The following is a 23,891-nucleotide window of genomic DNA, read 5'->3' as shown; positions in this document are numbered from 1 at the left end:
GTACGCCCGTCGAGCGGCGGGGTCGTGTCGCCGTACGAGTGTCCGGTGGGTCCGCGATGAGCTATGCCCGGGTGCTCTGCGTCGGCCTGGTCGGGGTGGAGGGCCACCTGGTGGAGGTGGAGGCGGATCTCGCGCCGGGCCTGCCCGGAGTGGTCATCTCCGGGTTGCCCGATACGGCGCTGCACGAGGCCCGCGACCGGGTCCGCGCCGCAGTGGTGAACTCCGGCCAGCGCTGGCCCAACCGGCGGATCACCCTCAATCTGCTGCCGGCCACCCTGCCCAAGTTCGGGTCGACGTTCGACCTGGCGATCGCGGTGGCGCTGCTCGGCGGCTCGGGCGAACTGCCGCTGCTCCCGCTGGACGGCGTGGCGATCCTCGGCGAGCTGGGTCTCGACGGCGCGGTACGCCCGGTCCGGGGCGTCCTGCCGATGGTGGCCGCGGCGGCTCGGGCCGGCATCGACCGGGTGATCGTGCCGGTGGGCAACGCCGCCGAGGCCGCCGTCGTGCCCGGCCTGCGGGTGCGGGGCGTGGACAGCCTGCATCGGCTGGTCTGCTTCGTCCGCGACGGCCGACCGCTGATCGAACCGCCGGTCGACGACGCGCCGGAGGCGGTCACCGGACCGGATCTCGCCGACGTCGCCGGGCAGGGGCTCGGCCGACGGGCGCTGGAGGTCGCCGCCGCCGGTGGACACCACCTGGCGTTGATCGGGCCGCCCGGCGCCGGCAAGACCATGCTGGCCGAACGCCTGCCGTCGATCCTGCCGACGCTGGACGACGCCGCGGCGCTGGAGGTGACCGCGCTGCACTCGGTCGCGGGCCTGCTGCCGGCCGGCGGTCGACTGATCCGGCGGCCACCGTTCCAGGCCCCGCACCACACCGCCACCGTGCCCTCCATCGTCGGCGGCGGCGCGGGACTGGCCCGGCCGGGCGCGATCTCTCTCGCCCACCGTGGAGTGCTCTTTCTCGACGAGGCCCCCGAGTTCAGCAAGCCGGCGCTGGAGGCGCTGCGCCAGCCGTTGGAGCACGGTCGGGTGTTGCTGACCCGCAGCCGGGGCGGCGCCGAGTACCCGGCCCGGGCCCAACTGGTGCTGGCCGCCAATCCGTGCCCGTGTGCGAACCCGGCGGGCGACGACCGGTGCGAGTGCGCTCCGGCGGCCCGCCGCCGCTACCTCGCCCGGCTCTCCGGTCCGCTGCTCGACCGGATCGACCTCCAGGTCCGCCTGCAACCGATGCGGGCGGCCGAGCTGATGGAACCGGCGGCGCACGAGTCCTCGGCGGTCGTCGCCGTGCGGGTCTCCGCCGCACGGGAGGCCGCCGCCGAGCGGTGGGCGGCGCTGGGACGCCGGCTCAACTCCGAGATACCCGGGCCGAATCTGCGCCGGGCACCGTGGCGGCTGCCCAACCCGGTCACCGCCGACCTGCGGGCCCGGCTGGACTCCGGGTCGCTGTCCGCCCGGGGCTTCGACCGGGTCATCCGGCTGGCCTGGACGATCGCCGACCTGGACGGACGGACCCAGCCGGACAAGAAGGACATCGCCGAGGCCATCACACTCCGGACGGGAGAGGGTACGTGAGCACGCACGAGGAGTCGCGGCTGGCGCGGGTGGCGCTGACCTGGCTGGCCGAGCCGGGCACCCGCTCGGTCTACCGGTTGGTCGCCGAGATCGGGCCGGTGGCCGCACTGGACCTGCTGCTCGACGGCGGGGCACCGAAGGAGGACCTGCGTAATACCGTGGCCGCGCGCACCCGGGCCGGTGATCCCCGGGCGGTCGCCGCCGAGGCGCTACGCCGCACCGACCGGCTCGGTGCCCGCCTCGTCACGCCCGACGACGACGAGTGGCCGACGACGGTCGAGCAGTTGCTCCACCTCCGGCTCGACCTGCCCGGCAAGCAGCGTCGGGTCGACATCGAGACCGATCCCCCGCTCTGCTTCTGGGTACGCGGCGCGTGGCGGCTGGACGAGACGTTGGAGCGGTCGGTGGCGGTGGTGGGGGCGCGGGCGGCCACGCCGTACGGCCTGCACGTCGCCACCGACCTGGCCTACGGGCTGGCCGACCGGGAGTGGACGGTCGTCTCCGGCGGCGCGTTCGGCATCGACGCCGCCGCACACCGGGGCGCCCTGAACGCCGGTGGGCTGACCGTCGCGGTGCTCGCGTGTGGGGTGGACCGGCCGTACCCGCTGGGCAACACCGCGCTGTTCGACCGGATCGCCGAGACCGGCCTGTTGGTGAGCGAGTGGCCGCCGGGTGCCGAGCCGTTGCGTCCACGCTTCCTCATCCGCAACCGGGTGATCGCGGCGGCCACCAGGGGCACCGTGCTGGTGGAGGCGGCGGCGCGCAGCGGCGCGACCCAGACCACCCGACGCGCGCTCGCCCTGAACAAGCGCGCGATGGTGGTGCCCGGTCCGGTCACCTCGGCGATGTCGGTCGGTGCGCACGAGATCCTGCGGGCAGATTCGGCGGCACGGCTGGTGACCGGGTTGGCCCAGGTGTTGGAGGAGGTGGGTCCGATCGGTGAGCTGGCGCCGGTGCCGCGCGGTCCGGAGCACCCCGCCGACCTGCTCGACGACGACGCGAGGTCGATCCTGGAGTCGCTGCCCCGACGCGGCACCCTCGGCGTGGACGACATCGCGGCGAGGGCCGGTCTGGTCGTCCGCACGGCGCTGCGCACGCTGCCGATGCTCGAGGAACTGTCCCTCGTGGTGCGACGCGAGGGCGGCTACGCCCTGGCCGACCCGGCGGGCAGTCCGCCCCGGTCCCCGTGAACCCGACACGGGCGTCCCCACCCGACACGGGCGTCCCCACCCGACACGGGCGTCCCCACCCGACACGGGCGTCCGCACGCGACACGGGCGTCCGCACCCGGCAAGCGCGTCCCCAGCCGGCAAGCGCGTCCGGCCGGGCCGCGTGGTCGCGGGTGGCGCCGACCGGCCGTAGGCTGGCAGCCGTGCGGGGTACGGACGGACAGGGCCGGGACGTCCGCGGCACCCGGGCGGTGCACGCGGCGCTTCCGGAGCCGCTGCGCGACGCGGTGGACGACTTCGCCCGCCACCTCGCCTCGGTCCGCAACCGGTCGGCCCACACCGTACGCGCCTACGTCGCGGATCTGGTGTCCCTGATGGAGCATGCGCGACGGATGGGCTGCACCCGGGTCGCCGAGTTGACCCTCGACACGGTCCGTAGCTGGCTGGCCCGGCAACGCACGACGGGCGCGGCCCGCACCTCCATGGCCCGGCGGGCGGCGGCGGCGCGGACCTTCAGCGCCTGGGCCCACCGGGAGGGGCTGCTGCCCACCGACGTGGCCGCCACCCTGGCCAGTCCCCGCGCGCAGCGGACCCTGCCCACGGTGCTCCGTGCCGACCAGGCCGCCCAGCTCGTCGAGGCACCGACCCGCGTCACCGCCCCCGCCCGCGTCACCGACCGCAGCACCGGCCCCGGCACCACGCCGAAGGCCGCCGACACCGATGCCACGCCGAAGGCCGCCGGCCCCGGCACCGCGCCGGAGACCGCCGACACCGATGCCGCGCCAAGGGCCACCGACACCGATGCCGCGCCGGGGGCCGCCGACACGGACGTCGGGCGGACTGATCGGGGACACCGCGCACCCGGTGACGGCCCCGGGAAGCCGGATCGGGCCGCCGAGGCGGTGCTACTGCGGGACCGGGTGCTGTTGGAGCTGCTCTACGGCACGGGGGTACGGATCAGCGAGGCGTGCGGGCTCGACGTGGCCGACGTCGACCACACCCGACGTGTGGTGCGGGTCCACGGCAAGGGTGGTCGGGAACGGAGCGTGCCGTACGGGCTGCCTGCTCAGCGTGCCCTCGACGACTGGCTGCGGCGGGGGCGGCCGGTGCTGGCGGTCCCGGATTCGCGCGACGCGCTCCTGCTCGGCGCTCGGGGTGGTCGCCTGAACCCGACGACCGCCCGCCGGATCGTCGCCGGGTACGCCGAGGCCGCCGACCTGCCCCGGACGAGCCCGCACGCGCTGCGCCACTCGGCCGCCACCCACCTGCTCGAAGGTGGCGCGGACCTGCGAGCGGTGCAGGAGTTGCTGGGGCACTCGTCGCTGGCCAGCACCCAGGTCTACACCCACGTCTCGGTGGAGCGGCTGCGCGCCGCGTACCGGCAGGCCCATCCCCGCGCCTGACCGGAGCGGTCCGGGCGACGCCGGTCAGCGGTTACGATCATCGGGTGAGCGTCCCGCCGCCGCCCGAGCCGATCGCGGGTGCCCGTCTGCTCTTCTCCCTCGATCCGGCGACCAGTCACCTCAACCACGGTTCGTTCGGGGCGGTACCGATCGTCGCGCAACGGGCCCAGCAGCGGTTGCGCGACGAGATGGAGTCGGATCCGCTGCGCTTCTTCGTGCAGGGACTGGCCGACCGGATCGCGCACACCCGCCGACACCTGGCCGGTTTTCTGGGCGCGGACCCGGACGGCACCGCGCTGACCCCGAACGCCACCACCGGCGTGGCGGTGGTGCTCCAGTCCCTCGGGCTGCGCGAAGGCGACGAGGTGCTCACCACCGACCACGGCTATGGCGCGGTCACCCTGTCGGTGCAGCGGGAATGCCGCCGGAGCGGGGTTACCCACCGGGTGCTGCGGGTGCCGCTGACCGCCACCGACGAGGAGATCCTGCAGGTCGTCCGGTCCGGGCTGCGTCCGGGGCGTACCCGGCTGCTGGTGGTGGACCAGGTCACCTCGGCCACGGCCCGGCTGTTCCCGGTCGCCGCGATCGTCGGGATCGCCCGGGAGCAGGGTGTGCCGGTGCTGGTCGACGCCGCGCACGCACCGGGCATGCTGGCCGCGTCGGTGCAGAGCATCGGCACCGACTTCTGGGTCGGCAACCTGCACAAGTGGGGGTACGCGCCACGCGGCACCGCCGTGCTCGTGGTGTCACCGGCGTGGCGGGAGCGGATCGAGCCGCTGGTGGTCTCCTGGGAGCAGGAGTCGGGCTTCCCCGGCCGGTTGGAGTGGCAGGGGACGGCGGACTACACCGCCTGGCTCAGCGCACCGGCCGGGCTCTACACGCTGCGTAACCTCGGCGTGGACCGGGTACGCGCGCACAACGCCGCACTGGCCGCGTACGGGCAGCGGGTGGTCGGGGACGCGCTCGCGGTGCCGCCCGCCGAGTTGCTCGACCCCGGCGGACCGACCGTTGCCATGCGGATCGTCCCGTTGCCGGCGGGCCTCGCCACGACCCTCGACGCGGCGCGGGCGTTGCAGGCCCGGATCGCCGAGCGGCTCGCCACCCAGGTGGCCGTCATGACCTTCGGCGGACGGGGGCTGCTGCGGCTGTGCGGGCAGGTGTACAACTCGCCGGACGAGTACGAGCGGCTCGCCGTCCGGCTGCCCACCCTGCTCGCCCAACGCTGACCGTCGTTCCGCCGTCCGGGTGGTCGCGCCTGGGATCATCCGCCCCCGCCACGGAACATGACGGCGGCCGGGTCCGGGTCGAGCGGCAGCAGGCGGGATCGACCGAGACCGAGCAGCGCCAGCGGGTCGAGGTAGTCGTCGCCCCGGCGTAGCCCCCAGTGCAGGCACGCCGCCTCGGGGCAACCGGCGTGGCCGGGCAGCAGGGTGCCCAGCGCGGTTCCCGCCGACACCGACGTGCCGACCGTGACGTCCGCCCGGACCGGCTCGTAGGTGGTGCGCAGGCCGTCCGGGTGCGCCACGGAGAGCACTGGGCGGCCGGCGACCATGCCGGCGAACAGGACCGTGCCGGTGCCGGCGGCCCGGATCGTCGCACCGGCCGGAGCGAGCAGGTCGACCCCGCGATGACCGGGCAACCACGGGCGGGGCGGCGGATCGAACCGACGCACCGGGTGCGGTCGACCGTCGACCGGCCACCTGAACCGCCCGGTCTCCACCGGCCGTTCCGGAGCAGCCCGGAACGGCACGACCGGAGGCGAAACGGCTGGCGCGGGCGATGTGGCAGCCGCAGACGGCAGGTCCGGAACTGGCGCGCCAACAGGCGGGACGGCCGCGGGCCCGGTCCGCACCGGAGCCGCACGCGGCATGACCGCGACCGCTGGCGATGCCAGGACCGGCAGCAGCGCGACGACACCGGCGAGCAGGACACCCCGCCTGCCACCGCGCCGGGCCGCCGAGCGCGGGCGTGCCGCACCTGCCGGTCGTACGACGGGACACCGGCACGCAGTGGGACGCAGAGTGACCGTCGGCCGCACCCGCGCGGCAAGAGATGGCACAACCTCGCCACCCCGCGCCGACACCCGCCCGCCCGAACCAGCCGCCGAGCCGGACCACAGCGAGGCGAACCACGCCGAGGCACGCGGCACCAAGGCGGACCGCACCACGGCAGACCGCACCACGGCGGACCACACCACGGCAGACCACACCAGGGCAGACCGCACCGGGACAGGAGACGCCGAAGCGTAAGGGACGAGTCTGATCAGTGACCGGATGGGCATGTCGGCGATCCTGACCGGACGGACGCGGGCCCGCCGCCCCGCGCGCCTCGCCTGTGGACAGCGGGACGTCCTGTGGACAACCCACGCCGGAGGAGCTGATCTGCTATGGCCCGGCGGGCCTAGGCTCGACGGGATGACGCGCGATTGGTACGCCTGGCACGACCAGTACACCGACCCCGCCTCGCCGCTGTCCCGGCGGCTGGCGGAGGTGCGTACCCACGTCGGCGCGGCGCTGGACGCGGCACGGCCCGGGCCTCTGCGGGCGGTCAGTCTCTGCGCCGGTCAGGGACGTGACCTGATTCCGGTGCTGGCGACGCACCCGCGTGGCGGCGACGTGACCGCCCGGCTGGTGGAGCTCGATCCGCGCAACGTCGAGGTGGCACGTGCGGCGGTGGCACGGGCCGGCGGACGGGGTGGGGGTGGGTGTGCACCGGTTCCTCGGTACGCCCCGCCCGCTGCCGAGCGGGGTGACGATGTTCGAGTTCACCGGGCGGCCGACCGACGACGTCGACCGCTGACCGGACACGGTGGACGGATCGCGGCGGTGGGGGTCACCGGCGATGCCCGTCCGGGCCGGACGTACGGGCGGGGACGTGCGGGTCAGCCGCCGAAGCCGGAGTCGGCGGGGAGGGAGATGTCCGGCTTCTCCAACTCCTCGACGTTGACGTCCTTGAACGTCATCACTCGAACGTTCTTCACGAACCGGGCGGGACGATACATGTCCCACACCCACGCGTCGTGCATCTCGACCTCGAAGTAGACCTCGCCGTCGGAGTTACGCACGTGCAGGTCGACCTGGTTCGCCAGGTAGAACCGGCGCTCGGTCTCCACCACGTAGGAGAACTGACGGACGATGTCGCGGTACTCCCGGTAGAGCTGGAGCTCCATCTCGGTCTCGTACTTCTCGAGATCTTCCGCGCTCATCGCACTCCGCCTTCCATGACCACATCTTCCCCCACCGACGCCGGAGGCCGAGGCTGCTCGCCCAACGCCACGCCGACGGTACCCCCTACGGCGGCTGAGCGCTCCATCGGCTCGTCCGGGCTTGCACCCAGCGGCCGCCGGGAGCGTGGCGGCCGCCCGTCCCGCCCCGAGACGGCGGCCACGTTGACGTACGAGAACCGGTGTTGCGGGCACGGCCCACGGTCGCGCAACGCCGCGCTGTGCTCCGCGGTGACGTACCCCTTGTGCTCGGCGAATCCGTAGCCGGGATGCACCCCGTCCAGCTCCACCATGATCCGATCCCGGGTGACCTTGGCGAGCACGCTCGCCGCCGCCACACAGGCGGCCACCCGGTCGCCCTTCCAGACCGCCAGACCGGGCACGCCCAGACCGTCCACGCCGAACCCGTCGGTCAGCACGTACTCCGGGCGCACCGTCAGCGAGGCGAGCGCCCGACGCATGGCGGCCAGGTTGCACACGTGCAGCCCCCGGGCGTCGACCTCCTCGGCCGGGACGACCACCACCGCGTACGCCAGGGCACGCGCGACGACCTCGTCGTACACCCGCTCCCGGCTGGCCGGGGTGAGCAGCTTGGAGTCGGCCAGCCCGTCGACCTCGCCGCGTCGCCCCTCCGGCAGGATCGCGGCGGCGGCCACCAGCGGCCCGGCGCAGGCGCCCCGACCGGCCTCGTCGGCACCGGCGACGTGTCGGAAGCCCCGTCGTTGCAGGGCGCGTTCCAGCGCGTAGAGACCGGCGTCGCGGCGTACCACGGTGCGGGGCGGGGTCAGCATGCCGCACCCGAGGTCCGGGGCGAACCGGGGGCGAGCACCCGGGCCAGCAACTGCGGCAGGTCCTGCGGGTAGTACCGCTCGTCGGTGCCGGCCAGCTCCGCCGCCGACCACCACCGGTGGCCGTCCACGCTGCCCCGCTCGATCTCGTTGAAGCCCGCGGTGTCGACCTCGTGCGCCGCCACCCGCACGAGGAAGAACTGCTGCTCCTGCCGGTACCACACCCCGTCGAAGGGGAACTCGATCAGGTCGGCGTGCACCGGCTCGCCGATCTCGGCCACGGACAGCCGCAATCCGGTCTCCTCGGCCAGCTCACGGGCGGCGCCCTCGGCGTACGTCTCCCCGGGGTCGAGGCCACCGCCGGCGGTGAACCACCAGCGGCCGTGCTCCGGTCGGGCCGGGTCGACGCCACGGAAGAGCAGCAACCTGCCCACCGCGTCGACCAGGAGCACGCGGGCAGCGCGCCTCGGGGTATAGACCGTCACGGCAATAGCCTGCCAGACCCCGCCGACAACTCCCACGCCACCCGTTGCCGGGCGCCCGAGGTCAGGGTTGCGGGATCGACTCGAACTGCTCGGGCACGGTCAGCAGGGTGGCCCGGTCGACCGGCCAGAAGATCGTGAAGGCTCGACCCACCACGTCCTGCTCGGGGATGGTGGCCGTGTCGATGTTCTGCCCGGACTGCTGGTAGTGCTCCAGCGAGTCGCCCGAGGCGGACCGGTGGTCGCCCATCACCCAGAGCCGGCCCGGCGGCACCTGCACGTCGAACTCCTGGTCCGCCGGCTTGTCGCGCCGTCCGTCGAAGGAGAAGATGTACGGCTCGTCCAGCGGCGTGCCGTTGATCGTCAGCCGGTCCTGGTCGTCGCAGCAGACGATCCGGTCGCCGCCGACGCCGATCACGCGCTTGATGAAGTCCTCCCCCGCCGGGTTGCCGCTCCACTCGACCGGCGCCTTGAAGACGATGACCTCGCCCCGGTGCGGTGACCGGAAGTTGTACACCAGCTTGTTGACCAGCACCCGATCGTCGATCTTGAGAGTGTTCTCCATCGACGGCGAGGGGATGAAGAAGGTCTGCAGTACGAAGGCTCGCACCAGTACCGCGACCACGATCGCCACCCCCAGAAGGATGGGCAGTTCCTTCCAGAACGAGTGGCGCGACTTGTCGGTCTGCTCGTCAATCACGGAAGGAGCCTACGTTGCCGGGTCGAGGACCACCGTCCGGAACGCGCGAGAACGGTCAGCGTGGCCGCGATCGGGAGGATCAGGACGACGTCCCCCACCGGCGTGGGTCGGACCGGCGGCGCGGCACCGTCGGCACCGTCGGCTGGGGCGACGCTGGCGAACGTCTCCGGGATCGGCAGCGAGTGCCAGCGGTCCGACGGCCAGACCACCGCGAACGCCCGGCCCACCACGTTGTCGATCGGCACCGGGCCCTGGCAGCGGGCGTCCTGCGAGACCAGGCGATGGTCACCCAGCACGAAGATCTGCCCGGGTGGTACGACGATCTCCTCGAACCGGCGGGACCGGCACTCCTCCGGATTCGGCGGCAGGTCCAGCGGAGAGTCCCGCAGCACGTAGGCCGACTCGTCCAGCGGGGTGCCGTTGACCAGCACCCGACCCTGGTCGTCGCAGCAGCTCACCCGGTCGCCGGGCAGCCCGATGACGCGCTTGATGAAGTCCTTCTCACCGGGCCGGCCGACGCCGACCAGGTCACCGATGGTGCGACCGAGCTTGTCGGCGAAGCCGGTGGGCGGCTGCGTGTCGACCTGTGGCACCCACTCCTCGGTGCCGCGGAAGACGACCACCTCGCCGCGTTCCGGGTCGCGCATGGTGTAGACAACCTTGTTGACCAGCACCCGGTCATTGACCAGCAGCGTGTCCTCCATCGACCCGGAGGGGATGAAGAACGCCTGGAGCAGGAAGGTGCGGATCAGCACCGCGAGGCAGAACGCGACGACGAGCAGCAGCGGCAGCTCCTGCCAGAGCGGCATCTGCGGTTTGCTGCGACGGGTGCGTCGCCGCCACGGATCGACCGCGCCGCTGTCGTCAAGCGCCTGCACCACGCCCACTCCCCGGTCCGCAGAAACGACTACCGCCCGGAAGTCTCGTCGAGACCTCCCGGGCGGCAGTGGGGTCCATCCGCCTGTCCGGCGGATCACCGCCCCGCTGCGCCCGTACCGACCAGGGTAGTGCGGTCTGACCGGTACGGCATACGCGCAGCTCGGGCGGCGTGGCGGAGCGCGATGTCAGCTCGGCTGCTTCTCGCGCAGCTCCTTGATCTTGGCCTTCTTGCCCCGCAGCTCACGCAGGTAGTAGAGCTTGGCCCGGCGGACGTCACCACGGACCACGACCTCGATCCGGTCGATGGCCGGGCTGTTGATCGGGTAGGTCCGCTCGACACCCACACCGAAGCTGAGCTTGCGGACGGTGAACGTCTCGCGCAGCCCGTCGCCCTGGCGGCGGATGACGACGCCCTGGAAGATCTGGACCCGGGACCGGTTGCCCTCGACGACGCGGGCGTGCACCTTGACGGTGTCACCGGCACGGAAGTCGGGGAGGTCGGTGCGCTTCGACTGGGCGTCAAGGGCGTCCAGGATGTTCATCGTGGTGTCCTCGTGAGGCTCACGGCGCACCGTCACTCGGCGCGCGGATGGGTGATACTGATCTCCGGGTGGTGGCCGGCCGGAACCGACCCCGGTCGGGGATCCTCGCAGCCGCCCACGGCGTAGGCGTCTGCGGCAACCCCCCTACTTTGCCACATCCGCCCCGGGCACCTGAAATCCGGCCCGGTCCAACGCCGCGACGTCCCGCTTGTCGAGGCTGCTCGGGTCGATCGCGGCGAGCATGTCCGGACGACGTCGACCGGTCCGCGCCAGCGCCTCGTCCCGACGCCAGCGGGCGATCCGGCCGTGGTCGCCGGAGCGCAGGACCGCCGGCACCTCCAGCTCCCGCCAGGTCGCCGGTTTGGTGTACATCGGCGCTTCGAGCAGCCCGTGCGCGTGCGACTCGTCGTCCAGCGAGCCGGTGTTGCCGAGCACGCCGGGCAGCAGGCGGGTCACCGCCTCCAGGATCACCAGCACCGCGACCTCGCCACCGAAGAGCACGTAGTCGCCGAGGCTGACCTCGGTGACCGGCATCCGGGTCGCGGCGTGGTCGAGTACCCGCTGGTCGATGCCCTCGTACCGGCCGCAGGCGAACAGCAGGCGCGGCTCGGCGGCCAGCTCGTGCGCCAGCGCCTGGGTGAACGGCACGCCGGCCGGGGAGGGCACCAGCAGGCGGGGCGGGGGCGCCTCCGGCGGGGCCAGCGCGTCCAGCGCCGCGCCCCAGGGCTCGGGCCGCATCACCATGCCGGGCCCGCCGCCGTACGGGGTGTCGTCGACGGTGCGGTGCACGTCGTGCGTCCACGTCCGCAGGTCGTGTACGGCCAGCCGCAGCGTGCCGTTGGTCCGGGCCCGGCCGACCAGCGACAGGTCCAGCGGGGCGAAGTACTCCGGGAAGATCGACACGATGTCGACGCGCATCAGGGGTGCTCCCGGGTCTACAGGTCGAGCAGGCCGCCGGGCGGGTCGACCACGACACGACCACCGGCGAGATCGACCTCGGGGACGATCTCCTTGACGAACGGGATCAGCGCGGTGCCGCCCTCGGGGCGGCGCAGCACCAGCAGGTCGGAGGCGGGAGCGTGGTCGATCCGGGCCACCTCGCCGAGGCGCTCGCCGTCGGGGGTGACCACGGCCAGACCCACCAGCTGATGGTCGAGGAACTCCTCCGGGTCCTCCGGCGGGGCGACGCCGGCGCTGTCCACCGCGATCAGGGTGCCGCGCAACACCTCCGCGACGTCGCGGTCCAGCACCCCTTCGAAGGCGACCAGCATCCGCCCCTGGTGCCAACGGGCCGACTCCACGGTCAACTCGTCGGGCACCTCGAAGGGCACTCCGGGAGCGGCAGGCGCAGCGCCTCGTCCGTTCGCGGCCTTCGCCCCCGCCATGGTGGTCAACACCATGCCGGGGGCGAACCGCGTCTCGGGCTCGTCCGTCCGCACCTCCACGGTGACCTCACCACGGATGCCGTGCGGCTTGCCGATCCTGCCGACGATGAGCAGCATCAGTACGAGTCGACGATGTCGACGCGCACGCCGCGCCCACCGATGGAGCCGATCACCTGGCGCAGCGCCTTGGCGGTCCGGCCGGACCGCCCGATCACGGTGCCCAGGTCCTCGGGGTGCACGCGGACTTCGAGCCGCTTGCCCCGACGGGAGTCGACCATCCGGACGCGCACGTCCTCGGGGTGGTCGACGATGCCCTTGACCAGGTGCTCCAACGCCGGCCGCAGCGCCATGTCAGGCCTGCTCGCCGGACTCGGCGGCGGCGGGCTCCTCGGCCTTCGGGGCCTCGGCCTCGGCGGCCTTCGCCTCGGCGGCCTTGGCAGCCTTCTTCGCCGGCTTGGCCGGCGCCTCGGCCAGGCCGGCGGCGGCCTTCGCCTCGGCCTCGTACGCCGCCTTGCGGTCGGCCCGCTCGGGGGCGACCTTCAGCGGCGGCGGGGCCGGCAGGCCCTTGTACTTCTGCCAGTCACCGGTCAGCTCCAGCAGCCGCTGCACCGCCTCGCTCGGCTGGGCGCCGACGGACAGCCAGTACTGGACCCGCTCCGACTTGACCTCGATCACCGAAGGGTCTTCCTTCGGCTGGTAGATCCCGACGAACTCGATCGCCCGGCCGTCGCGCTTGGTGCGCGAGTCGGCGACGACGATGCGGTACTGCGGGTTGCGGATCTTGCCCATCCGCAGGAGCCGGATCTTTACGGCCACGGTTGTTTCGCTCCTGTTGCGATATCACCGGCCCGGTATGGGCGGTGTGCATGGGTGAACGCCGACCGGCACAGTGGGGTTGGGCCGGAGACCGCTCGGGTGGACTGGCGACGCGCCCGGGTTAGAGGGCGCCGGACACGCGCCGGATACCAGCCAGCCATTCTGCCAGATCGGTCCCGGATCCCTCACACCGGACCTGCCACCGACACCGACGACCACTCGAACGTGATCCAGATCACACCCGGAAGCGGTCAGCGGGCCGGCGGGCGGTCCCAGCCGGACGGCAACTCCGGCGGGACGGTCCACTCCGCCTGCGGGGCGAAGTCGCACCAGGTGCCGTCGAACGGGAATCCGCCCGCCTCGGCGGTCCGGATGGCCCGCTTGCCCTCGGCCCGTACCGCCGCCTCGTCCGACACCCAGTAGTGCTCCGGGAAGGCGAGCCGCTCGGTGAACTCGTCCTCGTCCTTCCACTCCCAGCTCAGGTCGGGGCGCACCACCACGTCGAGGTCCTGGTCCACGATGTCGACGCCGGCCAGGTCGCCGTCGTCCCAGCGGACCCCGGGCTCCTCCAGGTTCACGTACCAGTGGGCGAAGCACCCCTGCGCGTCCTGGAACCACCAGACCGAGTGGGCGGCGCCCGTCGGCAGGAACTTCAGCAGCGGTGGTCCCATCCACCGGCCGGTCGACAGCCGGTACGTCGACACGATCCACTCGGCGAACGGGACGCCCCGCATGCCCACGCCGGCCTCGGTGACCTCGCCGGCCACCGCCGTGTCCCGGGCCAGCCAGAGGAGCAGCCCGCGCTCGTCGTCACTGACCACGCGCATCGGGCGCACCCACCCGATCCGGCCCCGCCGGACGTTGCGGTGCACGATCAGGCGGCCCGGCTGGAATCTCACCGTCGTGACCGGTGCCTCAGTACGCGCGGGCCAGGATGGCGACCAGGTCGGGCTCGTCCTCGGTGTCCGGCACCGAGCCGTCGGCGCGGACCAGGCAGCGGACGGTCACGCCCTGCGCGTTGGCCTTCGCCTCGCCCTCGACGCCGACCGCCGACCACGGCACCCGGGCCCAGCCGGTGCCCGCCGCCTCCAGCGCCTCGTCCAGGGTCGCCACCTCGACCGTGCGCGACTGGCGGAAGGCCAGCGCCTGGTCGTGCAGGGACTGCTGGTCGGCCTCCAGGGCGGCGAGTACCGCACCGACCACGTCGGCGACGGGCGTGGGCGCCTTCGAACCGTCGGTACGCCGCACCACGACCGCGTTCCCGGCGGCCAGGTCGCGCGGGCCGACCTCGACGCGTACCGGGTAGCCGCGCAGTTCGGCGTCGACGGCCCGGCGGCCGAACGGGGTGTCGGTGCGGTCGTCGAGCGTGACCCGGACACCGGCGTCGCGCAGCGCGTCGCGGAGCTTGGTCGCCGCCGCGCCGACGCCGTCGCCGTCCTTGACCACCATGACGTACGCCTGCACCGGCGCCAGCTTCGGCGGCACCCGCAGTCCGTTGTCGTCGCCGTGGCACATGATCAGGCCGCCGAGCATCCGGGTGGAGGTGCCCCAGGAGGTGGTCCAGGCGTGTTCCCGGCCGCCCTCGGCGGAGGAGTAGCTGATGTCGAACGCCTTGGCGAAGTTCTGCCCGAGCTCGTGGCTGGTGCCGAGCTGGAGCGCCTTGCCGTCGCCCATCATGCCTTCGCAGGTGTACGTGGCGGTGGCCCCGGCGAAGCGCTCGCGGGCCGTCTTGAGCCCGACCACCACCGGGATGCCGAGGACGTTCACCATCAGGTCCTCGTACGCCTCGTGCAGGATCTGGCGGGCGTACGCGCGGGCGTCGGCGCGGGTGGCGTGCGCGGTGTGTCCCTCCTGCCAGAGGAACTCGCTGGTGCGCAGGAATACCCGGGGCCGCAACTCCCACCGGACCACGTTGGCCCACTGGTTGAGCAGCAGCGGCAGGTCCCGGTACGAGTCGATCCACTTGGCCATGAACTCGCCGATCACCGTCTCGCTGGTGGGGCGCACCACGACCGGCTCGGCCAACTGCTTGCCGCCACCGTGGGTGACCACCGCCAACTCCGGCGAGAAGCCCTCGACGTGCTCGGCCTCACGCTTGAGGTAGCTCTCCGGGATGAACAGCGGGAAGTACGCGTTCTCCGCCCCGGCCGCCTTGATCCGGTCGTCCATCTCGGCCTGCATCCGCTCCCAGATGGCATAGCCGGCCGGTCGGATCACCATGGTCCCCCGCACCGGCCCGTTGTCGGCCAGCTTCGCCTTAGCGATGAGGTCCTGGTACCAGCGGGGAAAGTCCTCCGCCCGGGGAGTCAGCACACGCGCCATGACCGCACATCCTATGCGCCCCTCCCGCCCCCTCCCCCGCTCCCACCCCACCATCCCGAGTTGATCAAGAGGTTCAGGTCGCCGTCAGGCGCGGAACCCGACCCGAACTTCTTGATCGACCGCGACCCCGACCGGGTGGGGTGGGGGTGGGGTGGGGTGGGGGTGGGGGTGGGGGTCAGCGGAGGATGTGGCCGCGGAGGATGAGGCGGGCGGGGGCGCGGAGGGCGTTCAGGTCTCGGCGGGGGTCCTCCGGATAGACGGAGAGGTCGGCCAGGCCGCCCTCGACCAGGCCGGGGAAGCCCAGCCAGGCGCGGGCGCCCCAGGAGGCGGCGGCGAGCACGTCCGTGCGGGACATGCCGGCCTGCTCGTGCAGCAGCAGCATCTCCTCGACGGCGAGGCCGTGGTCGATGCCGCCGCCCGCGTCGGTGCCCACGTAGATCGGCACCCCGGCCTCGTACGCGGCGCGCACCACCTGCGGGAAGCGGTCACGTAGGGCGATCATGTGGTCGGCGTACCCGGGGAACTTGGGTCGGGCCTGGTCGGCGATGCCGCCGAAGGTCCGAATGTTGATCATGGTGGGGATCAGCGCGGTGCCCTGCCGGGCCATCAGGTCGATCAGGTCGAGGCTCAGCCCGGTGCCGTGCTCCACCGAGTCCACCCCGGCCCGCACCATGATCTCCACGGCGGACTCGCTGAAGGTGTGCACGGCGGCGCGCACCCCGGCGGCGTGCGCGGCGGCCACCGCGGCGGTCATCGTCGCCGCGTCCCAGGCCGGCGCCAGGTCGCCGACGCCCCGGTCGATCCAGTCGCCGACCAGCTTGACCCAGCCGTTGCCGGCGGCGGCCTGCGCCGTCACGGCGGCGGTGACCTCGGCCGCGTCGACCTCCATCCCGATGTCCCGCAGATACCGCTTGGGCGGTGCGACGTGTCGACCCGCGCGGGCCAGTCGCGGCAGGTCGGGCTCGTCCTCCAGCTCCGGGTACGGGAAGGGCGAACCGGCGTCGCGGATCGCGAGGACACCGGCGTCCCGGTCGGTACGGGCCAACGCGCGGGCGTGGTCGAGCGAGGCGATCGGCGTACCGCCCCGGGCGATGCCGATGTGGCAGTGCGCGTCGACCAGCCCGGGCAGCACGAAACCGCCGTCGACCACCGTCTCGGCGCCGGGCACCGGATCGAAGGTGACCCGGTCGCCGACCAGCCACAGGTCGCGTACCTCGTCGTCGGGCAGGAGCACACCACGCACGTGCAGAGCCATGGGACAGTCCTACCCGATCACGCCGCGCTCGCGGCTGTCAGGGCAGGTGGAGAGCCCGCGAAATTGTTTCTCCGATCGAGGATCGACACGAACGAGGCTTTCTTGTGGTCACGTCGGTCGGTAATCTTTGCCTCGCGTCAAACGGGTGTGCCGTTCCTCGACCGTAGGAGCCGCGAAATGATCGAGGCAATCGTTTCCGCCGCACTACTCAAGATCGCCGAAGGTTCCGGAGCAGCCGTCGTCGACGCCATTCGACAACGATTCCTTCGCCGCAACGAGCCGGACGAGGTCGTCGGGGCCCTGGAGCGGACCGCGCACCGGGTTCCGTCCGACGAGGACACCGCGCGACTGGTCGAGGTGCTCTCGGCGTACGCGGCCGAGGATCCCCGGCTCCTGGAGGCGCTCCGGCAGGTGTCGGTGTCGACCGGCGCGGTCAACTCGGTCACCTCCAGCACGGTGGGCAAGCTGATCCAGGCCCAGCAGGTCGGCGACGTCACCATGTGACCAGCGGACCCGAGCCGGAAGCCTCCGATCGACGCCAGGAATCCGTTGCCGGAAAGGGCGCAGGTATGGTCCCCGCTGACGAGAACACGCCGCGCAACGTCGCCAAGGAACTCACCGCCAACCAGGTACTCCAGGTGGGGACGTCCGGGGCGATCTACGTCCAACAATCGCGGTCGACGATGTGGTCGGCGGAAATTCCACGCATGCTTCCCGGTGGAATCGGAAGAATCGTCGGCCGGCATCATCTCCTTCAGGCGATGGACGAGGCCATGGGCGAACCCGGGTCCCGGTCCTGCATGCTCTGGGGACTGGCCGGCTCGGGAAAGACCACCCTCGCCCTGGCCTGGGCGAGCTCGCGCATCGACAACTATCCCGACGGTCAGTTCTTCGTCGACATGCGGGCGTACTCCGGCACGCCACGGGTCGAGGCCCGGGACGCGGTCCGCACGTTCCTGGCCACGCTCGGGATCACCCGAGGCGACCTGCCGGACAACGAGGACGAGTGGGGCAGCGTGTTCCGGTCCGCCACCGCCGGCCGACGGTGCCTCGTCATCGTCGACAACGTGGGCTCCTACGACCAGGTGCGCGACCTGGTGCCCGGGTACGGGTCGGGGCTGGTGGTCACCAGCCGCCGCGCCATCCCCGAGATGAGCGTCCGGCACGAGGCCAAGGTGCTCAAGCTTCCGCTGCTGACCACGGACGAGGGGGTCGAGCTCCTCGCCGAACGGGTCGGGTTCGTCCGGGTCGAGCGGGGCGACCGCAGCGCCCGCCGCATCGTCGAACTCCTGGAGGGACACCCGTTGGCGCTCGCCATCGTCTCGGCCAAGCTCGCCATCCACAGCAGCTGGACGGTACGCGACGCGATGCTGGGCATCGAGTCGGACCGCAATCCGCTGCGCTTCCTCGACGGGGCCGGGCTGGGCATCGAGGTGGGACGGGTGATCTCCTGGTCGGTCGAGGACCTGGACGCGCCGGCCAAGCGCGTCCTCTACGTCGCGTCGATGCTGCCGAGCACCGACTGCTCGCTGTCGGTCCTCTCGTTGATCCTCGACCTGCCCCGGCGCGACTGCGACCGTCTGCTCCAGTCCCTCTGCCTGGCCTCCCTGGTCGACGAGATCGGGGTGGGGCGATACCGCATGCACGACATCATCAAGGCGTACCTGACCGAGACACGCGCCCTGGTGATGAACGACGAGGAGCAGCAGGCGTACGCGCGCCGCGTCCGCGTCGTCCACCTGGCGCTCAGCCACGCCGCCGACCGGGCCATCGACCCCAACCGGCACCCGTCGCCGCTGGACCGGGAGACAGCCGACCTGGCCGACGCCGCCCCCTTCGACGTGGCCGAGGCCCTGGCCTGGTTCGAGTCGCTGACGCCGTCGCTGACCTTCCTTGTCGAGGAGGCGACGGCCGCCGGGGACTTCACGTTCGTCACCCGCTTCGCCCGCTCGGTGAACACGTTCCTGTACTGGCGGCAGGACGTGACCAGGACACTGGCCGTCCAGGAGGCGGCGGTCGCCGCGGCGGTCGCCGGGGACCCGGCGATGGAGGCGTTGTCCCGCCGGGCTCTCGGCCGGGCCCTCGCCGACGTCGGGCGGCTGGACGCCGCGAAGGCGGAGTTACGTGCCTCGATGGCGCTGGACGCCGCGCAGCACGACGACAGCGGGGTGGCCTCCGCCCAGCACGCCATGGCCGAACTCGCGCTGCGCTCCGGCGAGTACGTCGAGGCGTTGCGGTGGGGCCTGCGTGCGGCCCGGGAGTCGCGCCGGACGGGCAAGCCGGTACGCGAGGCGCGCGGTCTGTACGACGCCGCCCGCGCGCTCACCGAGACGGGTCACCACTGGTGGGCACACGCCCTCGGGGTACGCAGCCTGTCGATCTGCGAGGACGCGCAGAACGCCTACGGCCGGGCCCTGGCGCTGCGTCTGCTCGGCGACGTCAGTCTGCGCACCGGTGACCTGGAGCAGGCGTGCACCTGGTGGGAGCGGGCGTGGCGGGTGGAGGACTCGCTCGGCAACGTGCGGTCGGTGCGGACGATCCTCGGACAGTTGGCGAACGCCTACACCGAGCTGGGCGACGAGGGCGCCGGCGACGAGGTCCGCCGCGCCCTGGCACGTCTGGAACGCCATCCCGACCTGACCCGGTCGACGCTCACGGTCGGGACGACCGCGCCGTGAGCGCCAGGTACTCGCCGCTCGTGCCGGCCGACGAGCTGGCGAGCCCGCAGGCGTACCGCCAGTTGCGCCGGCCGGAGGCCGCCGAGGAGTTCCGTCGCGACGTCGAGGCACTCGTCGGGCAGGCGTGTCGGAGCGAGGAGGACGGCGTACGGCTCACCGCGGCGTTCGTCGCCCTGAGTCGCGACCTGCGTGGTGAGGGCGCGCTCAGCTTCGCCGGTCTGCTGTCCACGTCCCGCTTCGAGGCGGCCCGCACCGCGTACGACGCGGAGATGAGCGCCAAGGGCAGCCGGGGCACCCTGCACAACTACCTGAACGCGAGTCACTCGCCGCTGCTGCTCGACGATCCGCACTTCCGGGAGACGTTCGCCCACCCGCTGCTGGTCGCGCTCGTCGCCCACGCCCTCGGTGGGCCGGTGAAGATCGTGGACCTGCGGGCCAAGGACACCCAGCCAGTCGACGTGGTCGCCCGGGACAACACCCTGCACATCGACAACAACCCGTTCATGGACGAGTTCAAGGTGATCGTGACCTGGACGTTGGGCACGGATCGTGGCCCCGCCGGGCAGGGACTCACCTACCTGCCCCGGACGAACCGGCTCTTCCGGCAGTGCTTCGTCGACGCGGACGGCGACGCCTCCAGTGACGAGGACAGTTGCATCTTCCCGACCCGGGCCCGGGTCGACGAGGCGCTGGCCGCCCAGGCCCGCTTCTTCGACGACCGGCAGCCACGCGTCGTCCACCTCGAAGACCTGACCGCCCCCTGTCACACGATCTTCGCCGCGAGTCGGGTGGTCCATCACCGCTACCGGACCTCGACCGGCGCGCCGCGCAGCGCGATCATGGCGTCCTTCCACCGGGTCGACGACGGCACCGACCAGCTCGGCGTACCGGACCTGGCCGGCTCGGACCTCGACCGGTTCCTGCTGGCGGGAGCCGCCGGGCCGAGCTTCCTGGACCTGCTCCGGGGCGAGGTCGCCCGCATCGTCGACGCGCTGCGGCAGTCGCTCGCCCGCCCCGGCCTGGTGGTCGACACCGACCGTCATCTCCTGTCGGGTGCGGCACTGCGTACCTGGTACGACCGCCAGAGCGCGGGAGTCACGCTGAACCGGCTCCGCGAGGCCGACCTGGCCGGCGACGCCGCCGAACCCGCCGCCGAGCGCCTGGTCCGGCGGATGCGGTACGACCTCCAGGGCCCCCTGAACATGCCGTTGTACGCGGACATGAGCGAGGAGGTCCGCAAGCGCACCCGAATAGTCATCCGGGAGATGGCACCGGAGCAGATCCTCGACTGTCTGACCCGGTCGCGGGCCGACTGGATACAACAGGGTGCACCCGTACCCGACCCGGGATCGCACGACGAGGCGGTGGCGGAGTTGTGCCGCTGTCTCGGCGTCCTCGAAACGGCGATACCGCGTGCCGCGCCGTCCGGGCGCGTCCATCCGGCCTGGGGGCCGACCGACGGCCGCCGGGTGACCGACTCGCTGCACCGCTTCGTGCTGGACCTCGAACGCACCGCGCGGCGGGTCGACGACCTGGACTCGCTGGTCACCGCCAGCGGATTCGGTGCGCTCAGCGCCGCGCTCGCCGCTGACCTGCTCGTGCTCGACGACGACACGCGTCAGGTCACGGCACGGCTGTTCGCGCGGTACGCCGCGCTGGTGGCACCGGAGTTCCTGGATCAGCGCGCCGACGCCGGACCGGCCGGTCGGGACGCCGATGCGACCAGACCGACACCTCGGCGCGCCGACGCGGCCGGACCGGGCGGTCGGGACGCCGATGCGGCCTGACCGGCGGCGACTCGACGGCTACCTGCGGCACGTCAACGAGGAGATGCAGACCGCCAAACTGGCCTCCGAGGTGTGGCTGCGCAGCGCCCCGGGTCGTGTCGTCGCCGAGAACGACCACTTCGTACGGTCGCTCGTCCGCAGTGCTCTGGTGCGCGGTGACCCGGCTCCGGATCATCTCGGCCCGCTCCTGGACGACCCGGCGGCGCTGCGGGAGCACTACTGGCAGCGGGTCACCCGGGCCAAGCCGATGGCGGTGCACTTCGGGGCGGCGGACCACGACGCGTTGGACGACTACTTCACCGTCTCCACCGAGCGCAGCACCTCCGCCGCGACGGCGCGGGCCCGCGACACGATCGCGGTCGACTCCCCCGCCGGTCACCTGCTCCGGAGTATCGACCGTCTGACCGCATCGGGCACGTCGCCGGCCGAGTCGTGCCGGCAGGTGCTGCACCTGCTCTCGACGCACTGGCGGGATCTCGTCACGCAGTGCCGGGGGCCCGAGGACGGACCCCCCGAGGACGTACGCCCGGAGGTCGGCGCCGTCCTGGCGGCGTTCCACGAGGCGCTCGCCTCCGGCCGCCTCGGACGGCGTCCGCCGCAGCCCGTCGCCGACACGCCGCCGCCTGCCGAGCCGACCGACACCCACCACCCCGACGCCGACGCCCGCGACACCGACGCCCGCCTCACCGAGGCCGAGGTCCGGGATCTGGCCCGTCTCTGCATGCTCGGTCGGCTCTGCTTCTCCGACGAGGAACTGCGCCTGGCACAGCGGCTGGCCCGCCGGCCCCGCCTCCAGTACGCGCTGCTCGCCACGCACCTGCGTCTCGTCGCCGAATCGTCGGCGACAGCGGCCCGGCTGGTCGCCGACTGGGGGACGACGCGTGTCCTGCTGCCCTTCACCGAGGCGTACGTCAACCGGACCGGCTACCGGTCCCCGGTGATCGACCTGTCGCCCAACCCGAAGCTGGTCACCGTGCTGTGCCACAACGTCCTGCCCGCCGTGGCGGGTGAACTCCTGCGCCGGTCGGCCGACGAGGACGCCCTGGACGCCGGTGTGCTGACCAGCGGCGTCGAGGCGGCGATCCGGCGCGGCGTGTTCAGCACCACGGTGGGCCTGTTCCACGGGACCGCTCCCCTGGACACCGTGCTGCTGTCCGGGTTCAGCAGGCGCGTCTGCCCCGCCGCCACGCCGTTCGCGCGGCACTGTCTGCGGTGGCTGCCGTTCTACTTCGACCGGTGGCCGGGCGCCTCGCCCCGGCCGGACCGCGCTAGGGCTTGTCCCGCTTACCCAGCTTGTTGAAGTCGATCTTCGGCAGCTTGAAGCCCGGCGGCAGGCCCTGGCCGGCAGCCAGGTCGTCCGGGTTCATCCCCGGCGGGAGCTGCGGCATGCCGCCCGGGAAGCCACCGGGCATCCCGGCGCCGGTGCGCGGCCGGTTGCCGCCCTTGGTGCCCTTGCGCTTGTTCTTCGGGCTCTTGGTCGCCTTGCGCCGGCCACCGCCGGGCAGGCCCATCATGCCGCCCATCTGCTTCATCATCTTCTGCGCGTCGGTGAAGCGGTTGAGCAACTGGTTGACGTCCATCACCGTGACGCCGGAACCGTTGGCGATCCGGGCCCGCCGGGAGCCGTTGATGATCTTCGGGTTGGTGCGCTCGGCCGGGGTCATCGAGCGGATGATGGCGGTGATCCGGTCGAAGTGCTTGTCGTCCAGCTCGGCGAGCTGGTCCTTGACCTGCCCCATGCCCGGCATCATGGCCAGCACGTTGGCGATCGGGCCCATCCGGCGTACCGCGATGAGCTGGTCGAGGAAGTCCTCCAGGGTGAACTGCTCACCGCCCATCAGCTTGGCGGTCATCTTCTCCTTCTGATCGGTGTCGAAGGCCGCCTCGGCCTGCTCGATCAGAGTGAGGACGTCGCCCATGCCGAGGATCCGGCTGGCCATCCGGTCGGGGTGGAAGACGTCGAAGTCCTCCAGCTTCTCGCCGGTGGAGGCGAAGAGGATCGGCTGCCCGGTCACCTCGCGGACCGACAGCGCGGCACCACCGCGCGCGTCGCCGTCGAGCTTGGACAGCACCACGCCGGTGATGCCGACGCCGTCACGGAACGCCTCGGCGGTCCGCACCGCGTCCTGACCGACCATCGCGTCGATGACGAAGATGACCTCGTCCGGCTCGACCGCGTCCCGGATGTCCGCGGCCTGCTGCATCATCTCCGCGTCGATACCGAGCCGACCGGCGGTGTCGACGATGACCACGTCCCGCGCCGACCGCCGAGCGTGCTCGATGGAGGCCTTCGCCACCTGCACCGGGTCACCGACGCCGTTGCCGGGCTCCGGGGCGTACACCTCGACACCGGCCCGGCCACCGAGCACCTGGAGCTGCCCGACGGCGTTGGGGCGCTGGAGGTCGGCGGCGACCAGCAGCGGCTGGTGGCCCTGGGTCCGCAGCCAGCGGGCCAGCTTGCCGGCGAGGGTGGTCTTGCCGGAACCCTGGAGGCCGGCGAGCATGATCACCGTCGGCGGCTGCTTGGCGAACTGGAGCCGACGCCCCTCTCCGCCGAGGACCGCGACCAGCTCCTCGTTGACGATCTTGATGATCTGCTGCGCCGGGTTGAGCGCCTGGGAGACCTCCGCCCCCCGGGCCCGCTCCTTGATGTTCGCGATGAAGCCCTTGACCACCGGCAGGGCGACGTCGGCCTCCAGCATCGCGAGACGGATCTCGCGCGCGGTCGCGTCGATGTCGGCGTCGGTGAGGCGTCCCTTGCCGCGGAGCTTGGTGAAGATCCCGGAGAGGCGGTCACTCAAGGTGTCAAACACACGAACATCCCGTTTGTCAGTGGTTCCGGCGAGCACGAGTGGGGCCGAATGAGCGCTCCGACCACCGTTAGCGTA

General features: G+C 72.5%; 23 protein-coding genes and 1 pseudogene. 9 read left to right on the top strand and 15 right to left on the bottom strand.

The window, feature by feature from the left end:
* The first annotated feature begins 56 nt into the window (after positions 1-56).
* The 4 genes from ACWDVW_RS12440 to ACWDVW_RS12425 all read left to right on the top strand — a co-directional run bounded on the left by ACWDVW_RS12440 (position 57) and on the right by ACWDVW_RS12425 (position 5,372).
* Positions 57-1,574 carry a YifB family Mg chelatase-like AAA ATPase gene (locus ACWDVW_RS12440; protein WP_449947386.1) on the top strand — a complete coding sequence of 506 codons (1,518 nt, stop codon included), beginning with the start codon at positions 57-59 and terminating at the stop codon, positions 1,572-1,574.
* On the top strand, positions 1,571-2,764 hold the full coding sequence (gene dprA / locus ACWDVW_RS12435) for a DNA-processing protein DprA (RefSeq protein WP_449947383.1): 1,194 nt from the start codon (positions 1,571-1,573) through the stop codon (positions 2,762-2,764). The genes ACWDVW_RS12440 and dprA overlap by 4 nt, the downstream gene beginning before the upstream one ends.
* Before the next feature lie 182 nt (positions 2,765-2,946).
* Complete coding sequence (locus ACWDVW_RS12430; RefSeq protein ID WP_449947380.1) at positions 2,947-4,146, top strand: tyrosine-type recombinase/integrase; 1,200 nt, start codon at positions 2,947-2,949, stop codon at positions 4,144-4,146.
* A gap of 44 nt (positions 4,147-4,190) precedes the next feature.
* Positions 4,191-5,372, top strand: coding sequence for an aminotransferase class V-fold PLP-dependent enzyme (locus tag ACWDVW_RS12425; RefSeq protein ID WP_449947377.1), 1,182 nt, complete (start codon positions 4,191-4,193; stop codon positions 5,370-5,372).
* Between the two features lie 35 nt (positions 5,373-5,407).
* On the opposite strand, the gene ACWDVW_RS12420 is transcribed toward ACWDVW_RS12425, so the two are convergent.
* The gene (locus ACWDVW_RS12420; RefSeq protein ID WP_449947375.1) at positions 5,408-6,016 is read right to left on the bottom strand and encodes a murein hydrolase activator EnvC family protein; all 609 of its coding nucleotides are present in this window, start codon (positions 6,014-6,016) and stop codon (positions 5,408-5,410) included.
* A gap of 794 nt (positions 6,017-6,810) precedes the next feature.
* Between ACWDVW_RS12420 and ACWDVW_RS12415 the strand changes: the two genes are divergently transcribed.
* Entirely contained in the window at positions 6,811-6,945 is a 135-nt protein-coding gene (locus tag ACWDVW_RS12415) for a hypothetical protein (protein WP_449947373.1), read from the top strand.
* An 82-nt stretch (positions 6,946-7,027) separates the two neighbouring features.
* Here the strand turns inward: ACWDVW_RS12415 and ACWDVW_RS12410 are convergent, their stop codons facing one another.
* The 13 genes and pseudogenes from ACWDVW_RS12410 to ACWDVW_RS12350 form a co-directional block, all read right to left on the bottom strand.
* Positions 7,028-7,351 (bottom strand): DUF2469 domain-containing protein, encoded by a 324-nt coding sequence (locus ACWDVW_RS12410; RefSeq protein WP_007075222.1) that lies wholly within the window; start codon positions 7,349-7,351, stop codon positions 7,028-7,030.
* Positions 7,348-8,160 (bottom strand): ribonuclease HII, encoded by an 813-nt coding sequence (locus ACWDVW_RS12405; RefSeq protein ID WP_449947371.1) that lies wholly within the window; start codon positions 8,158-8,160, stop codon positions 7,348-7,350. Before ACWDVW_RS12405 ends, ACWDVW_RS12410 begins: the two co-directional genes overlap by 4 nt.
* Positions 8,154-8,642: an NUDIX hydrolase gene (locus ACWDVW_RS12400; RefSeq protein ID WP_449947368.1), complete on the bottom strand. Its 489-nt coding sequence runs from the start codon at positions 8,640-8,642 to the stop codon at positions 8,154-8,156. Before ACWDVW_RS12400 ends, ACWDVW_RS12405 begins: the two co-directional genes overlap by 7 nt.
* 61 nt (positions 8,643-8,703) lie before the next feature.
* The gene (gene lepB, locus ACWDVW_RS12395; RefSeq protein WP_131052215.1) at positions 8,704-9,339 is read right to left on the bottom strand and encodes a signal peptidase I; all 636 of its coding nucleotides are present in this window, start codon (positions 9,337-9,339) and stop codon (positions 8,704-8,706) included.
* Positions 9,340-9,348: 9 nt separating this feature from the next.
* Positions 9,349-10,220 (bottom strand): annotated as a pseudogene (gene lepB / locus ACWDVW_RS12390) (signal peptidase I).
* Between the two features lie 183 nt (positions 10,221-10,403).
* Positions 10,404-10,760, bottom strand: coding sequence for a 50S ribosomal protein L19 (rplS, locus tag ACWDVW_RS12385; protein ID WP_117226724.1), 357 nt, complete (start codon positions 10,758-10,760; stop codon positions 10,404-10,406).
* Between the two features lie 144 nt (positions 10,761-10,904).
* Positions 10,905-11,678 carry a tRNA (guanosine(37)-N1)-methyltransferase TrmD gene (trmD, locus tag ACWDVW_RS12380; protein WP_449947364.1) on the bottom strand — a complete coding sequence of 258 codons (774 nt, stop codon included), beginning with the start codon at positions 11,676-11,678 and terminating at the stop codon, positions 10,905-10,907.
* A gap of 17 nt (positions 11,679-11,695) precedes the next feature.
* On the bottom strand, positions 11,696-12,259 hold the full coding sequence (gene rimM / locus ACWDVW_RS12375) for a ribosome maturation factor RimM (RefSeq protein WP_449947449.1): 564 nt from the start codon (positions 12,257-12,259) through the stop codon (positions 11,696-11,698).
* A gap of 2 nt (positions 12,260-12,261) precedes the next feature.
* Positions 12,262-12,495, bottom strand: coding sequence for an RNA-binding protein (locus ACWDVW_RS12370; protein WP_117226727.1), 234 nt, complete (start codon positions 12,493-12,495; stop codon positions 12,262-12,264).
* Between the two features lies 1 nt (position 12,496).
* Entirely contained in the window at positions 12,497-12,961 is a 465-nt protein-coding gene (gene rpsP / locus ACWDVW_RS12365) for a 30S ribosomal protein S16 (protein WP_449947361.1), read from the bottom strand.
* A gap of 251 nt (positions 12,962-13,212) precedes the next feature.
* Complete coding sequence (locus tag ACWDVW_RS12360) at positions 13,213-13,860, bottom strand: DUF402 domain-containing protein (RefSeq protein WP_449947358.1); 648 nt, start codon at positions 13,858-13,860, stop codon at positions 13,213-13,215.
* 16 nt (positions 13,861-13,876) lie between these two features.
* Positions 13,877-15,283, bottom strand: a complete 1,407-nt coding sequence (proS, locus tag ACWDVW_RS12355) for a proline--tRNA ligase (RefSeq protein WP_449947356.1) — start codon at positions 15,281-15,283, stop codon at positions 13,877-13,879.
* A 175-nt stretch (positions 15,284-15,458) separates the two neighbouring features.
* Entirely contained in the window at positions 15,459-16,538 is a 1,080-nt protein-coding gene (locus ACWDVW_RS12350) for an amidohydrolase family protein (RefSeq protein ID WP_449947353.1), read from the bottom strand.
* Positions 16,539-16,715: 177 nt separating this feature from the next.
* Between ACWDVW_RS12350 and ACWDVW_RS12345 the strand changes: the two genes are divergently transcribed.
* The 4 genes from ACWDVW_RS12345 (at position 16,716) to ACWDVW_RS12330 (ending at position 22,303) form a co-directional block, all read left to right on the top strand.
* Positions 16,716-17,042, top strand: a complete 327-nt coding sequence (locus tag ACWDVW_RS12345; RefSeq protein ID WP_449947350.1) for a hypothetical protein — start codon at positions 16,716-16,718, stop codon at positions 17,040-17,042.
* Positions 17,043-17,299: 257 nt separating this feature from the next.
* A complete protein-coding gene (locus ACWDVW_RS12340) occupies positions 17,300-19,216 on the top strand; it encodes an NB-ARC domain-containing protein (RefSeq protein WP_449947347.1) in 1,917 nt (638 codons plus the stop codon).
* Positions 19,213-21,003, top strand: a complete 1,791-nt coding sequence (locus tag ACWDVW_RS12335) for a hypothetical protein (RefSeq protein ID WP_449947344.1) — start codon at positions 19,213-19,215, stop codon at positions 21,001-21,003. Before ACWDVW_RS12340 ends, ACWDVW_RS12335 begins: the two co-directional genes overlap by 4 nt.
* The gene (locus ACWDVW_RS12330) at positions 20,993-22,303 is read left to right on the top strand and encodes a hypothetical protein (protein WP_449947342.1); all 1,311 of its coding nucleotides are present in this window, start codon (positions 20,993-20,995) and stop codon (positions 22,301-22,303) included. The genes ACWDVW_RS12335 and ACWDVW_RS12330 overlap by 11 nt, the downstream gene beginning before the upstream one ends.
* Here ACWDVW_RS12330 and ffh read toward each other — a convergent pair.
* Positions 22,272-23,816: a signal recognition particle protein gene (gene ffh / locus ACWDVW_RS12325; RefSeq protein ID WP_350693655.1), complete on the bottom strand. Its 1,545-nt coding sequence runs from the start codon at positions 23,814-23,816 to the stop codon at positions 22,272-22,274. The two genes, ACWDVW_RS12330 and ffh, sit on opposite strands and share 32 nt — an antisense overlap.
* Positions 23,817-23,891: the final 75 nt, after the last annotated feature.

It is taken from the genome of Micromonospora sp. NPDC003241, from assembly GCF_053589795.1.
The sequence above is the reverse complement of the archived record's forward strand: the minus strand, read 5'-3'. Positions and strand labels throughout refer to the sequence as shown.